The 13,580-nt window shown below is 54.8% G+C and carries 16 protein-coding genes; 10 read left to right on the top strand and 6 right to left on the bottom strand.

The window, feature by feature from the left end; translation table 11 throughout:
• Nucleotides 1–109: 109 nt before the first annotated feature.
• On the bottom strand, nt 110–1,651 hold the full coding sequence (locus ACOYA6_RS06750; RefSeq protein ID WP_422654322.1) for a DHA2 family efflux MFS transporter permease subunit: 1,542 nt from the start codon (nt 1,649–1,651) through the stop codon (nt 110–112).
• 10 nt (nt 1,652–1,661) lie between these two features.
• Nucleotides 1,662–2,678 (bottom strand): HlyD family secretion protein, encoded by a 1,017-nt coding sequence (locus ACOYA6_RS06745; RefSeq protein WP_422654321.1) that lies wholly within the window; start codon nt 2,676–2,678, stop codon nt 1,662–1,664.
• Nucleotides 2,679–3,148: 470 nt separating this feature from the next.
• Here ACOYA6_RS06745 and ACOYA6_RS06740 point away from each other — a divergent pair, with 470 nt between their 5' ends.
• Both ACOYA6_RS06740 and ACOYA6_RS06735 read left to right on the top strand, forming a co-directional pair.
• Nucleotides 3,149–3,397, top strand: a complete 249-nt coding sequence (locus ACOYA6_RS06740) for a type II toxin-antitoxin system Phd/YefM family antitoxin (protein WP_139565073.1) — start codon at nt 3,149–3,151, stop codon at nt 3,395–3,397.
• Nucleotides 3,387–3,671, top strand: coding sequence for a type II toxin-antitoxin system RelE family toxin (locus ACOYA6_RS06735; protein ID WP_422654320.1), 285 nt, complete (start codon nt 3,387–3,389; stop codon nt 3,669–3,671). The genes ACOYA6_RS06740 and ACOYA6_RS06735 overlap by 11 nt, the downstream gene beginning before the upstream one ends.
• Nucleotides 3,672–3,803: 132 nt before the next feature.
• Here ACOYA6_RS06735 and ACOYA6_RS06730 read toward each other — a convergent pair whose 3' ends face one another.
• From ACOYA6_RS06730 to ACOYA6_RS06720, 3 genes are all read right to left on the bottom strand, one after another.
• Nucleotides 3,804–4,121 carry a YebG family protein gene (locus ACOYA6_RS06730; protein ID WP_422654319.1) on the bottom strand — a complete coding sequence of 106 codons (318 nt, stop codon included), beginning with the start codon at nt 4,119–4,121 and terminating at the stop codon, nt 3,804–3,806.
• A 97-nt stretch (nt 4,122–4,218) separates the two neighbouring features.
• Nucleotides 4,219–4,695, bottom strand: a complete 477-nt coding sequence (locus ACOYA6_RS06725; protein ID WP_422654318.1) for a nuclear transport factor 2 family protein — start codon at nt 4,693–4,695, stop codon at nt 4,219–4,221.
• 63 nt (nt 4,696–4,758) lie between these two features.
• Nucleotides 4,759–5,325: a TetR/AcrR family transcriptional regulator gene (locus ACOYA6_RS06720; RefSeq protein ID WP_422654317.1), complete on the bottom strand. Its 567-nt coding sequence runs from the start codon at nt 5,323–5,325 to the stop codon at nt 4,759–4,761.
• 232 nt (nt 5,326–5,557) lie between these two features.
• On the opposite strand from ACOYA6_RS06720, the gene mdcA reads away from it, so the two are divergent.
• From mdcA to mdcH, 8 genes are all read left to right on the top strand, one after another.
• On the top strand, nt 5,558–7,213 hold the full coding sequence (gene mdcA, locus ACOYA6_RS06715; RefSeq protein ID WP_039028781.1) for a malonate decarboxylase subunit alpha: 1,656 nt from the start codon (nt 5,558–5,560) through the stop codon (nt 7,211–7,213).
• Nucleotides 7,213–8,073, top strand: a complete 861-nt coding sequence (locus tag ACOYA6_RS06710) for a triphosphoribosyl-dephospho-CoA synthase (RefSeq protein ID WP_422654316.1) — start codon at nt 7,213–7,215, stop codon at nt 8,071–8,073. The genes mdcA and ACOYA6_RS06710 overlap by 1 nt, the downstream gene beginning before the upstream one ends.
• Nucleotides 8,074–8,083: 10 nt before the next feature.
• Nucleotides 8,084–8,383, top strand: coding sequence for a malonate decarboxylase acyl carrier protein (gene mdcC, locus ACOYA6_RS06705; protein WP_039028783.1), 300 nt, complete (start codon nt 8,084–8,086; stop codon nt 8,381–8,383).
• Nucleotides 8,376–9,209 (top strand): biotin-independent malonate decarboxylase subunit beta, encoded by an 834-nt coding sequence (locus ACOYA6_RS06700; protein ID WP_039028784.1) that lies wholly within the window; start codon nt 8,376–8,378, stop codon nt 9,207–9,209. Before mdcC ends, ACOYA6_RS06700 begins: the two co-directional genes overlap by 8 nt.
• The gene (gene mdcE / locus ACOYA6_RS06695) at nt 9,209–10,009 is read left to right on the top strand and encodes a biotin-independent malonate decarboxylase subunit gamma (RefSeq protein ID WP_138368934.1); all 801 of its coding nucleotides are present in this window, start codon (nt 9,209–9,211) and stop codon (nt 10,007–10,009) included. Before ACOYA6_RS06700 ends, mdcE begins: the two co-directional genes overlap by 1 nt.
• A 137-nt stretch (nt 10,010–10,146) precedes the next feature.
• Complete coding sequence (locus ACOYA6_RS06690) at nt 10,147–11,106, top strand: AEC family transporter (protein ID WP_422654315.1); 960 nt, start codon at nt 10,147–10,149, stop codon at nt 11,104–11,106.
• 1 nt (nt 11,107) lies between these two features.
• Nucleotides 11,108–11,728: a malonate decarboxylase holo-ACP synthase gene (locus tag ACOYA6_RS06685; RefSeq protein WP_422654314.1), complete on the top strand. Its 621-nt coding sequence runs from the start codon at nt 11,108–11,110 to the stop codon at nt 11,726–11,728.
• Nucleotides 11,725–12,633, top strand: a complete 909-nt coding sequence (gene mdcH, locus ACOYA6_RS06680) for a malonate decarboxylase subunit epsilon (protein WP_422654313.1) — start codon at nt 11,725–11,727, stop codon at nt 12,631–12,633. Before ACOYA6_RS06685 ends, mdcH begins: the two co-directional genes overlap by 4 nt.
• Here mdcH and ACOYA6_RS06675 read toward each other — a convergent pair.
• Complete coding sequence (locus tag ACOYA6_RS06675; RefSeq protein WP_223074097.1) at nt 12,630–13,556, bottom strand: LysR family transcriptional regulator; 927 nt, start codon at nt 13,554–13,556, stop codon at nt 12,630–12,632. The genes mdcH and ACOYA6_RS06675 overlap by 4 nt on opposite strands.
• Nucleotides 13,557–13,580: the final 24 nt, after the last annotated feature.

Genomic DNA, 13,580 nt, shown 5'->3' with positions numbered 1-13,580 from the left:
TTTGCCGCGAATAAAAAACAGCGGAAATGCTAACAAACTCATTGTGAAGACCTAAACGCAAATTCATTTAAAAATAAATTTTTCTTAGCAGAGCAGGCGGGAGAACGCATTATTCCAGAATCGGTTCTTCCACACGTGTCGGTTTGGAAAAGAGCAGCACCAGGGGTAAGAGTAATAAACATAAGAACATCATCAGGCGGAAATCCTGATAATAAGCCAGCACTGTCGCCTGACGCGTAACTTCCCCATTAATTGCTATTAGCCCGGATGCGCTATGCAGACTGTAGGCTCCGTGGTGAATATTCTCATGCAGGGCCTTATTAAAGGGATTAATAAATTCAGCAAAAATGCTGTGATTACGCTGACTCTGTTGCGCTAAATAAGTGGTGACTGCAGAGATGCCAATACTGCTCCCAATATTGCGTATTAACGAATAGAGAGAGGTCCCTTCGGTACGATATTTTGGTGCCAGCGTTGAAAAGCTGAGGGTGGAGAGCGGCACGAACGTCAGCCCCATACCAATACCTTGTACCACACCGCTACTGATAATATCCCATTGACTCATCCACATACTGAAATGCGTCATCTGCCAGAGTGAAATAGCCATGATCACCACGCCTGCGGCAATAACATAACGTAAATCCACTTTGCCGGCGATACGTCCGACAATCATCATACTGAACATGGTGCCGAACCCGCGTGGCGTCATCAGCAGACCGACATCAATCACTGGATAGTGCATAAAACCCTGCAAAAGCGGCGGCATCAGCGCCATTGTTGCCAGCAGAATGGTGCCCATACCAAAACTGAACAGCAGTCCGACAACGAAATTTTTATCGCGGAAAATCCCTGGTTCAATAAAAGGTTTTTTCGAGGTGAAAATATGCGCGATAAACAGGTACAGTGCCGCGCCCGCGAGAGCGGCTTCAATAATAATTTCACCGCTTGAGAACCACTCTTTCGACTCACCACGGTCGAGAAATAGCTGCAAGCTGCCAATCGTCACGCTGAGCAAAAAGAAGCCCAACAGGTCAAACTTACGCTTGTTGTCGATCACCGTTTCTTTGACGAAGGCGGTGATCCCAAGCCAGGCCAGCACGCCAAACGGAATGTTGATATAGAATACCCAGCGCCAGCTGTAGTACTCGGTTAACCATCCCCCCAGTGAAGGTCCAAGAATTGGACCTATCATCACGCCCATACCCCACATCGCCATGGCCGAACCATGTTTTTCTTTTGGCCAGGCATCAAGCATGACCGACTGCGACAGCGGCACCAGGCTTGCGCCAAAAATTCCCTGCACCAGACGAAAAAGGACAATCTGATCGATAGACTGCGCCGCGCCGCAGAGCATAGAGGCGAGGGTGAAACCGACCACGGACCAGGCAAACAGACGCTTGCGGCCAACACGGGCAGAGACAAACCCGGTCAGAGGCATGGTGATGGCGGCCGCCACAATGTAAGAGGTGAGAACCCAGGATGTTTGATCCTGCGTGGCTCCCATTGCTCCCTGCATATGCGGCAGTGCAACGTTGGCAATGGTGGTATCCAGCGCCTGCATGATTGTCGCCAGCATTACCGAAAAGGTAATCAACATGCGGTGGTCCGCACTTTTCTTTTGCGGCAGCGGAGCCGCAATGACATCAGACATAAGCCCCTCCTCAGGAAGCGCTACCGGCATCAGCCAGGGTATTAATTTTGATGGTGGCGCTCAGACCAGCCCGAAGCTGCGGTTTATCCGATTCGGTTTGCAGACGGATACGCACCGGTACACGTTGCGTCACTTTTACCCAGTTGCCGGTGGCGTTCTCCGCCGGGATCACTGCGTATTCCGCGCCTGTTGCCGGGCTGATGCTAATGACTTTACCGTGCCAGGTTACGCCGGGTGCATAGTCGACGTTAATATCAGCAAGCTGGTTGTCACGGATATGGGCCAGATCTTTTTCGGTAAAATTAGCTTCGACATAGAGATTGCTGTCCGAAACCAACAGCATTGCCGTTGTTCCGCTCTGCACAAATTCCCCGGCTTGCAGCACTTTGGTAATGCTGCCGGAGGAGGGGGCGTATTCATTCACATGGGAAAGGTTGTTTTTAGCAGTATTAAGTTCAGCCAGGGCTTTTTTATAACGCGGATGTTGCTCAACTGGCGTGGCAATATCGCCGCCAAAGCTGTCTGCCACTTCCTGCAACTGTTTTTGCAGCATATTAACTTCGAGCTTCATTAATAAAACTTTCTGGTGAGCACCATCCATATCGGAAGCAGATACATATCCCGGACCGTTCAGCCTGTGCAAACGTCCTTCTTCACGTTGCGCGTAAGCAAGCTGACTTTTCGATACCGCGATGTTGGCAAGTTTGCTCTGGTATTGGGATTTGATGGTATTTAGCGCGATAACCGTATCATTGAGTTCTGATTTGGCCTCCGAGACGGCCAGTTCATAGGGTTTGGGATCAACGCTGAACAGAAGGTCGCCTTTATTGACGTGCTGATTTTCTCTGACCGCCACATTAATAACGCGCCCGGAAACTTCCGCACCGATCGCGGTTTTGTCGGCTTTCACGTAGGCATTATCGGTTTCGACATAACGGCCACTGTTTAAATAAAACCAGCCGCCAGACGCGATGCCCAGAGCAGGAATGGCCAGCAATAAAATGAAGCGTAACTTTTTAATAGTCATATCAAATCTCTTAATTGAGGTGACACCCGAGGCACTAAAAAAAACAGAGCGCAGAGCAGGTCGACGCGCTGAGGTATCATTGATTTATTGATAGGATAAATATAATAAGCGGACTTATAGTAAACCGAGCAAGAAGTGCTATTCGCTGTTTAAAAATAAATTTTGGAAAGTAAAAGCCGTTTCTGCAGGGATACTGGAACAAAGGAGATTTCGATTTCACCTTGATTGAAAATGCAAGATGGACAGAGCAGGGAATGGCTGCGGCTGGTAGACTGAGTGACTCTCACATCCAATTTAACATAATATACATTATGCGTACTAAGGTTGTAGTTGTAGCTTTCTGTTGGAACTTTCAATCCAAGCCCCTCCTGTAATAAAGAATCACGCCCTCGCACCAGGACGCCATTCAGGACGCTATTATTGGCACCATTAAAGGCGCTATAATTGAGGCATCAACCAGGAGACATATCATGCCATTTCAAATTTTAACTACTACTGCTGCGAGCATCACCGAACTTAAACGAGACCCAATGGGAACCTTCAATGCTGGCGAAGGTGCTCCTGTTGCCATTCTTAACCGCAATGAACCCGCTTTCTACTGTGTTCCTCCGGCTCTTTATGCTCAGCTTATGGATATTCTTGAGGATGAGGAGCTCGGTCGTATCATCGACGAGCGAGCAAATGAACGGGTCATTGAGGTCAATATTGATGACCTATAAGCTTGCCTTTAACGAATCTGCATTAAAAGAATGGAAAAAACTGGGACATACCATACAGGAACAGTTCAAAAAGAAGCTCCGGGAACGGCTTCAAAACCCTCGTGTTCCGGCTTCGCAGTTACATGGCCGAAAAGATCAGTACAAAATTAAACTGCGTGGCGCAGGATACAGACTGGTTTACCGTGTCGAAGACGCAATTATCACGGTAACTGTGATTGGTGTTGGAAAGCGTGAAAATGATGACGTCTACAAAATGACACTACAGAGGAACTAGTCATTCAGGAACAGCCATAAGGCGAAGATTACAGCCTTACCCTCCTCCGGACATCTGAAACACCCATCCAAAAAAAGCCGCAAGCAGTTTCCCGCTCACGGCATCAGACTCAGTAATGATGTGTTCAGGCGATCAGGCCGCTTTAACTGCTCTGATTTTCTTGCTGCCCTCAGCATCAGACTCTGTTTTCTCTGTTGCAGTTGCGGCATTGAGATCGGGAAGCTTGCTGGTACGCAGAATATGCTGCACGGCCTCTTTCTGCTCGGCGAGATACAGCCCAAGATTTTCAGCCTGCGTCTCATCCATCTGCATTCCGCTCTGCAACAGCCAGTCGGTGAACGCTTCTGCCAGGTCAAGCAGTTTGTCGTGAGCGTCAGCCTCTTTCTTACTGGCAAATGTCATTTTCTCTTCACCTTTTCTTACGACGACAAATTTTGTTTCAACAGCCATTCTGCACCCCCTATACTGTGTATGCATACAGTATAGCAGTTACTGGCTTATCTTGCAGCCATAATGTGCTTGCATGAGCACGGTAAAGATCTAAATCTTACAGCCCCAAATCACTCAGCCCCGGGTGATCGTCCGGGCGACGCCCCAGCGGCCAGTGGAACTTGCGCTCGCTTTCCTTGATAGGCATGTCATTGATACAGGCGAAACGGCGCTGCATCAGCCCGTCCTCCCCGAACTCCCAGTTCTCATTGCCGTAAGAGCGGAACCAGTTACCCGAATCATCGTGCCATTCGTAGGCGTAGCGGACTGCAATGCGATTGCCCCCAAACGCCCATAACTCTTTAATAAGACGGTAATCAAGCTCCTTCTTCCACTTGCGCTCCAGGAATCCTTTGGCTTCTTCGCGATTATTGGCAAACTCAGCGCGGTTACGCCATTTGGTATCCAGAGAGTAAGCCAGCGAAACTTTTTCCGCGTCGCGGCTATTCCATCCATCTTCAGCGAGCCTGACTTTTTCAATCGCGGATTCACGAGTAAACGGAGGAAGCGGCGGACGAATTTGTGCATCAGACATGGTGGAGCCTCCAGCATCATTGGATATTTCATTGAGTATTTATTCCAGGAACCCAGGTCTGTTTTACGAAACCTGTTTCAGTAATAGCTGAGCAATATTTCGGGCATCATCTGCAGCGCGGTAATCACCCATAACGCGTGACAGGGTGATGGCACCTTCAATCAGTAACAGTAACTGCCTCGCCAGGGTTGAGGCGTGTTCAATATTCAGTTGCCCGGTCAGTTCAAGGGCGTAATCCAGTATTTTCTGTTTATGCAGTCTGGCGATCTGGCGCACCGGATCGGCACTGTCCCCTACTTCTCCCGCAGTATTGATAAAGGCGCAACCGCGATATCCCTCTGACTCAAACCAGCCTTTGAGCACGGTGAACATATTCAGGATGCGTTCCTGCGGCGTATCCGCTTTGTCGCACTCAGATCTGAACCATTCCATCCAGCGAATATCCCGCGCGTTCAGCGCCGCAGCCGCCACTTCGTCTTTGTTAGCGAAATGGTGATAAATACTTTTCCGCGCCACGCCTGAGGTTTTAACCAGGAGATCCATACCGGTCGCATGGATCCCGTTCTCGTAGATGAGTTGCTCAGCGGTCGCGAGAATTTTTTCCCGGGTGTTTGTCGTGTTTTTGTTCATGACTTAATGGTAGAACGATCGTTCTACCCAAGCAAGTTAAATCTTCTCATCCTCGCAGGTAGTCCATACTTTACCTTCCTGCTTTGATCGCCCCCTCATAATGTCACACGGAATCATTACTCTCAGGCTAACAATCTGTTTCTTAGCTTAATTGATGCACTACTCCTTACGGAGCAGACTTAATGCAGCATAAATTTAGGCAAAAATGATTTGCTGAATCAGGAGGTTAAAAATGAATGCTGGCCAAAGTCCGGCCCGGAACTGGAACACACGTCGCAGCGAAAAGGCCCGACGCGTCGCTTCCCTTCCGTTGCAGGGTAAAGTCATCCCCACCGACGATCTGGTAGACGCCCTGGAAAAACTGATTGCCCCCGGCGACCGCGTGGTGCTGGAAGGTAATAACCAGAAGCAGGCCGATTTCCTCTCCCGCAAGCTTGCAGAAGTCAGCCCGGCAAAAATTCACGACCTGCATATGATCATGCCAAGCGTGGGTCGCAGCGAGCATCTGGATATCTTCGAAAAAGGTATCGCCCGCAAGCTTGATTTCTCTTTCTCAGGCCCGCAAAGTCTGCGCATTTCACAGCTTTTGCAGGACGGCCAGCTGGAGATCGGTGCTATTCATACCTATATCGAACTCTATTCGCGCCTGTACGTCGATCTCTGCCCGAATGTGGCGCTGATTGCCGGCTACAAAGCTGACCGCAAAGGCAACCTCTACACCGGGCCAAGTACCGAAGACACCCCGGCCCTGGTAGAAGCCGCCGCCTTCCGTGACGGGATTGTTATCGCCCAGGTTAATGAAATCGTCGATGACGAATGCGATCTGCCTCGCGTGGATATTCCGGGTTCGTGGATTGATTACGTCGTCGTCGCCGATAAGCCGTTCTTTATCGAACCGCTGTTCACCCGCGATCCGCGCCTGATCAAGCAGGAACATATCCTGATGGCGATGATGGCGATTAAAGGCATCTACGCCGAGCATCAGGTTCAGTCCCTGAACCACGGTATCGGTTTCAACACCGCCGCGATCGAACTGCTGCTGCCCACTTACGGCGAACAGCTCGGCCTGAAAGGCAAAATCTGTAAGCACTGGACTCTGAATCCGCATCCAACGCTGATCCCGGCGATTGAAAGCGGCTGGGTTGAGAGCGTGCACTGCTTCGGTGGCGAACTGGGGATGGAAGAGTACATCCGTGCCCGCCCGGACATTTTCTTTACCGGTGCCGACGGCTCCATGCGCTCCAACCGCGCGTTCTGCCAGCTGGCAGGCCAGTACGCGGTCGATATGTTCATCGGCTCTACTCTGCAGGTGGATGGCCTGGCTAACTCCTCAACCGTGACCCGGGGCCGTCTTTCCGGCTTCGGCGGTGCGCCGAATATGGGTCACGATCCTCATGGTCGTCGTCACGCCACCCCGGCATGGCTGAACATGATCACCGAGCCCGATCCGATGCAGCGCGGTAAAAAACTGGTCGTGCAGATGGTGGAAACCTTCCAGGCTGGCGTTAAACCCACGTTCGTTGAACAGCTGGATGCGGTTGAGGTAGCGAAATCCTCCGGCATGCCGCTGGCACCGGTCATGATTTATGGCGACGACGTGACCCACGTTCTGACCGAAGAAGGTATCGCCTACCTGTATCGTGCAAACAGTATTGAAGAGCGCCGCGCCATGGTTGCCGCAGTGGCTGGCATCACCGATATCGGTCTTGGCGTTGATGCGAAACGCGTGGCGGAACTGCGTAAGAGCGGCAAAGTGGTGTATCCGGAAGATATCGGCATTCGCCGTTCTGAAGCCACCCGTTCCCTGCTGGCAGCCAGCAGCGTTGCGGATCTGGTTGAGTGGTCCGACGGTCTGTACAACCCACCTGCGAAATTCCGGAGCTGGTAATGAAACTCCTGTCACAGACTCAGTCAGAGGGTCAGGCACAGCTGCTGGCGACGATTGCCCGCGACTGCCTGATCGACGAAGCGCGATTAAGCCCGAAACCGGGTCTGGTAGACAGCCGGGGAAACGGGGCGCATCACGATTTGTCCTTAGATCTGATGGAGCGTTCTGCGCACAGCCTGACCCCAACGTTTCTGCAACTGGCCCGACAGAGCTGGCAACGTCCTGCCGACATCGCCCTGCGCGAAACCGTGGGTCGTCTCGGGCGTGAAGGTGAACGGCAGATGATGGCCGCCACCGGGGGCGTTAATACCCATCGCGGCGCTATCTGGGCGCTCGGCCTGTTGGTCAGCGCAGCCGCCATGCTGAACGGCAATGCCAGCGCGCAGCAGATGGCGGACACCGCCGCCCTCCTCGCCCGTCTGCCCGATAACGCGGCGCCGAAACTCTTCAGCAAAGGGTTGAAAGCCACCCATCAGTATCGAGTGCCCGGCGCGCGTGAAGAGGCTCAGCAGGCATTTCCGCACGTGATGACGCTGGCGCTGCCGCAACTATTGCGCAGTCGTGCGCAGGGTGCGAGCGAAAGCGAAGCCCGCATTGACGCGCTGATGGCGATCATGACCTCGCTCAGCGACACCTGCGTGCTATCGCGTGCCGGCATGCCGGGGCTGGAAACCATGCAGAGCGGTGCCCGCGCCGTGCTTGCTGCGGGCGGCAGCGCAACCGCGAAAGGCCGTCAGGCGCTGGCTCGTCTGGATTCGCAGATGCTGGCCCTTAACGCGTCCCCCGGTGGTGCCGCCGATCTGCTCGCCGCCACGCTGTTTCTCGACAGGGTTTGCCAGCCCGCGTCTTGCTCATTTTAAAGAGGATGTTATGGAACACATTACATTGTCATTTCCTGCCAGCCGTACCCTTCAGGGCAAAGCGCTGGCAGGCGTTGTAGGCTCCGGTGATATGGAAGTTCTGTTCACCGCCGCCGCTGGAGATGCCCTCAGCATCGATATCACCACCTCCGTGGATAACAGTACCCGCCGCTGGAACGCGCTGTTCGAGCGCCTGAATCTGACCAACGGTCTGCCTGCGGGCAAGCTGGTGATCCACGATTTCGGCGCAACGCCTGGCGTGGCGCGCATTCGTATCGAACAGGTATTTGAAGAGGTGAGCCATGCGTAACGATCGCAGCTTTATTGAACTGCGCGCCCGTGAGCGTGCCCACGCGCTGCTGGATGAAGGCAGCTACCGCGAACTGCTCGATCCGTTCGAAGGCATTATGTCTCCGTGGCTTGCGCCGCAGGGCGTGGTTCCGCAATCCGACGACGGTATGGTGGTTGCTCGCGGCACCATTAATGGCCAGTCCGCTGTGGTCATTGCCATCGAAGGTACCTTCCAGGGCGGCAGCATGGGCGAAGTGTCTGGCGCCAAAATGGCGGCGGCGCTGGAGCTGGCTGCCGAAGATAACCGTAACGGCATCCCGACGCAGGCTGTGCTGAGTCTGGAGACCGGCGGCGTGCGCCTACAGGAAGCCAATCTTGGCCTGGCGGCTATCGCTGATATTCACGCCGCGATTGTCGATCTGCGTCGCTATACCCCGGTGGTCGGCATTATTACCGGCACCGTCGGCTGCTTCGGCGGGATGTCTATCGCCGCGGCGCTGTGCAGCTATCTGATCGTCACCCGCGAAGCGCGGCTTGGCCTGAACGGCCCGCAGGTTATCGAACAGGAAGCCGGGATTGAAGAGTATGACTCCCGCGACCGTCCGTTTATCTGGAGCATGACCGGCGGCGAAATTCGTTACGAAAGCGGCCTGGTGGATGCCCTGGTGGGCGATGGCGTCAACGCCGTGAAGACCGCCATGAACGAGGCCATCGCCAAAGGCGTTCCGGCTCAGCACCGCAGCGATAAATATGCCGATTTCTTGGCTCGCCTGTCGAACTTCGACACGCGCCAGCAGGCCGATACCGCGCAAATCAAACAGCTTTTCGCCGGGGAGGTGAAATGATGACTCAGTCCAAAAACCGCGCCGCCATCTGGCTGGAAAAACTGGCCCCGAACGCCCCGCGCATGAGCGGCCTGTGCCCTTCCGTTCAGGTGGCCGATGCGCCGCTGAACGGCGAAAACGTCCGCTTTATCGCAGTCGTACCCGACGCCAACAACCATTACCCACGCGCGGCGAAAGGCGAAGTGGGCCTGCTCGAGGGCTGGACGCTGGCCAAAGTGGTCAATGAGACCATCGATGCAGATGCCAACAGCGATGTGAAGCGCCCGATTGTGGCGGTGATCGACGTTCCCAGCCAGGCCTATGGCCGCCGTGAGGAAGCGTTCGGGATCCACCAGGCGCTGGCAGGGGCTGCTGGCGCCTATGCCAAAGCGCGTCTGGCGGGCCATCCGGTGATCGGTCTTATCGTCGGTAAAGCGATGTCCGGCGCGTTTCTGGCGCACGGTTATCAGGCTAACCGCCTGATCGCCATCAACGATAAAGGCGTTCTGGTGCATGCGATGGGGAAAGAGTCCGCCGCACGTATCACCCTGCGTACCGTTGATGCCCTGGAAAAACTGGCAGCAACCATTCCGCCAATGGCTTATGACGTCAGTAACTACGCCACCCTGGGCCTGCTGTCGGATCTGCTGACCCTCAGCAATCCGGATGCACCCTCTGATGCGGATCTGGCAACGGTAGAAATCACCGTGCAAAAAGCCATCGCCGATGCCCGTCAAGATCCCGGCCTCACAAACCGCCTCGGCGCGGAAAATCGCCGTAGCTCTGCGCTGGTGCGTGAGAAAATGCGCGCCGCCTGGTAACGAGCAGCACAAAGTACGTAAAAAAAGACCTGCCGAAAGCGGTCCCCGTCGGGCGCAATATAGCGCCCACGGTCAACTCGCTTTTAGAAAATTATAACCATCGCGTCAGTGTTAATTTTTTTATCTACAGGTGATCTATGACTTATGTAATTGTTCATGCCCTTGCGCCAATTTTTATCATCATGCTGCTCGGCTTCTGGGCCGGTAAAGCCAAAATGGTCGACAACAAGAATGTGTCGCTCCTGAATATTTTCGTAATGGATTTTGCCCTGCCGGCTGCGCTGTTCAGCGCTACCGTGCAGACCCCCTGGGCGGGTATTGTTGCCCAGTCTCCGCTGATTGTGGTGCTGACAGGCGCAATGTGGATCACCTATGCGGCGATCTACTTTACCGCCACCAGCATCTTTAAAAAGTCACCGCAGGATGCCGCCGTGTTGACGCTGACTGTGGCCCTGCCAAACTATGCCGCGCTGGGCCTGCCTATTCTGGGCAGCGTGCTGGGCGAAGGCTCTGCCACCTCGCTGTCGGTGGCGGTCTCTATCGCCTGTGGTTCGGTACTGATGACGCCGTTCTGTCTGCTGATCCTGGAGCGTGAGAAAGCGCGGGCCGCGGGCGAAAACAGCGGTTCTACCCTTGCGATGCTGCCGGTACTGATGTGGCGTTCACTGAAAAAACCTATCGTGATGGGCCCGCTGCTCGGGGTGATTCTTTCCGCAATCGGAATCAAAATGCCGGACCTGCTGCTGGCGGCGATCAAGCCTATGGGCCTCTCTGCAACCGCGGCGGCGCTGTTCCTGACCGGTGTGATCCTCTCGGCCCGCAAGCTGAAGCTGAACGCAATGGTCGGGATCGCGACGGTCACCAAACTGCTGATCCAGCCGTTCATCGCCTGGGGTATCGTTATCGCCTTTGGTCTGCATGGCTCTGTGGCTATCACTGCGATCCTGATGATTGCGCTGTCTGCCGGTTTCTTCGGTGTGGTGTTCGGCAACCGCTTCGGCGTGCAGTCACCGGATGCAGAAGCCGTGCTGCTGTTGAGCTCCGTTCTGTGTATCCTGTCGTTACCGCTGTTTATCACACTCACTTCAGGTATTTAAAATGACATTCACACCGCGCCCTCACGACTTACTGTGGCTGAAAAGCCGTGATGCTCTCCTTGATATTCAGGAGGCATGGGTAGCAAACCAGTGGCATACCGGTTTGCCCGTTGTGGTCCGGCGCGATGTGAATGCGCAGCAGGATATTCCGGTTGGCGTGCGCGGCATGAAGCGCGAACAACGCGCCGCGGGATGGGTGAAGGCTGAAAACGTTTCCCGCGTGATGTCGCCGGAAACGCTGGCTGAACGCGAACGCCTCCTGCACTCGCCTTTTGTTTCTCAGCCGCCTCTCCAGGCGGCTATTTTGCTTACCACCTTCGCATGGCCCTGGCACTGGGGCATTACCGGCAGTACGGCATATGCGCTGGCGACGGAGATCCCTGTGCTTCATGCCGACAGCGATCTCGATTTGCTTATCCGCGCCCCGCAGCCGTTGACCGACGAGGAACTGCGTCAGTGGCAGGCTCAGGTCGAAAAATTGCCCTGCCGCGCCGATACCCAGGTGGAGACACCCTATGGCGCTTTTGCGCTTAATGAGTGGCTGCGCGAAGGACGCGTCCTGCTTAAAACGGCCACCGGCCCGCAGCTGACCGCCACGCCATGGCACAGGGAGCCAGAATGAAAATCCTCTTTACCTTTCCAGGCCAGGGCACGCAACGCGCTGGCATGCTGCAACATATCCCCGATCGTGAAGCCATTCTCAACGACGTGAGCGCCGTTCTGGGAGATGAAACTTACCAACTGGACAGCGAAGCATCGCTGAAACATACCCGTGCGGTGCAGCTGTGTTTGTTGATCGCCGGTGTCGCCTGGGCCCGCGAGTTAATTGCCCACAACGTCAAACCGGATATGGTCAGCGGCCTCTCCATTGGGGCGTACCCTGCGGCCGTGATCGCTGGCGCCCTCGATTTTCGCGATGCCCTTCGCCTGGTGGCGCTACGAGGCGAGCTGATGGAGCAGGCCTATCCGCAGGGTTACGGCCTGACGGCCATTGTGGGTTTGCAGCTTTCGCAGCTGGAAAAACTGATGGCGGGCAGCGAGACGTATATCGCTAACCTCAATGCGGAAACGCAGATTGTGATCGCCGGTCGCGATGAAGAAATGGCGAGCGTCGCGCAAAAAGCGCTGGATGCGGGAGCCAGTAAAGCCACCCGGCTGGCCGTCAGCGTTCCTTCCCACTGCGCATTGCTGGATAAACCGGCGGCAAGGCTGGCGGACGCCTTTCAATCCGTGACGTTGTCACGACCTTACTGCACCTATCTGAGCGGTTCGACGGCGCGGGTGCTGTGGGAACCGCAAAAAATCGCCGACGATCTGGCGTTTAATATGGCCCGCACCGTCCAGTGGCAGGACGCCATGGTTTCTGCCAACCAGCGCGACGCGCGTCTGGCAATTGAAATGCCGCCGGGCAGCGTCCTGACAGGGCTTACCCATCTCGCAGGCTGGCAGGGCGATGCGATTTGCCGGGAACGTAACAGCATTGAAGTGGTGCAGCATCTGGTGAAACGGCTTAACCGCCAGGATTAAACCACCAGCCCACGGGCGTACATCCGCCCTTCTGCCGCGAGCGCCAGCAGATCCTGGTCCCGCTCGCGGTGGTGCATATAGACAATCGAAATCAGCTGGCGCATCTGATAGGGCTCCGCCAGCTTCAGAAGCTGGACGTCATTCTCGTAGACCTTTTTCATACGCCCGGGGATAAGGGAAAAGCCCACCCCCGCCTGCACCAGACTTATCATCGAGAAAATGTCATTTACGCGGGTGACAATCTCCGGCTCAAATCCGGCAATATTAAAGGCTTCCTGGAAACCAGCGTAGGTGGCGAAACCTTCAGCCAGTGAAACAAATTTCCGATCCGCATAGTCACGTAAATCTGCCGTTTGCGTGGTGTTGAGCTTTTCGCTTCCCGGCGCGGCAAGAAAGATATCGTCATGAAACAGCGGCACAACGTCGAATTTAGAACCGGCAAATTCACCTTCGTCGGTGGAGATCAGGATCGCATCCAGCGCGTCGTCCTCGAGCATATCCAGCAGCATCTGGTTAGAGCCCATGGTCAAATCCAGCTCCAGCGAAGGCCGACGCAGCTTCATGCCCATGATAATTTTTGGCACCGTTTCCAGCGTCAGGGAGTAGAGCGTGCCGATACGCAACCGCCCGCGCCCGACGCCTGCCACTTTGCGGGTCTCCTCCAGCCCCTTGTTCATCAGGCTAATAACGTCCTGACAGTACTCCAGCAGCGTCCAGGCGGCAGGCAGCGGCAGCAGGTTACGCCCCTTATGGACAAACAGCGGGCAGCCCACGCCCTCTTCCAGGGTATGCAGTGCCCGGTGAACGCTGACGCTACTGAGCCCTAAGGCCTCTGCGGTACGGGCAATATTACCTTTACTCATAAACATCATAAAAACGCTGAGCTTGCGGAAGGTAATGTCCTGATGGATATCGTCTTTCATCGCGGTCCGGTTTCATCTTTTGTG

This window comes from Leclercia barmai (assembly GCF_049312895.1).
Classification (GTDB): Bacteria; Pseudomonadota; Gammaproteobacteria; order Enterobacterales; family Enterobacteriaceae; genus Enterobacter; species Enterobacter barmai.
This window is presented reverse-complemented; position numbering and strand designations above follow the sequence as displayed.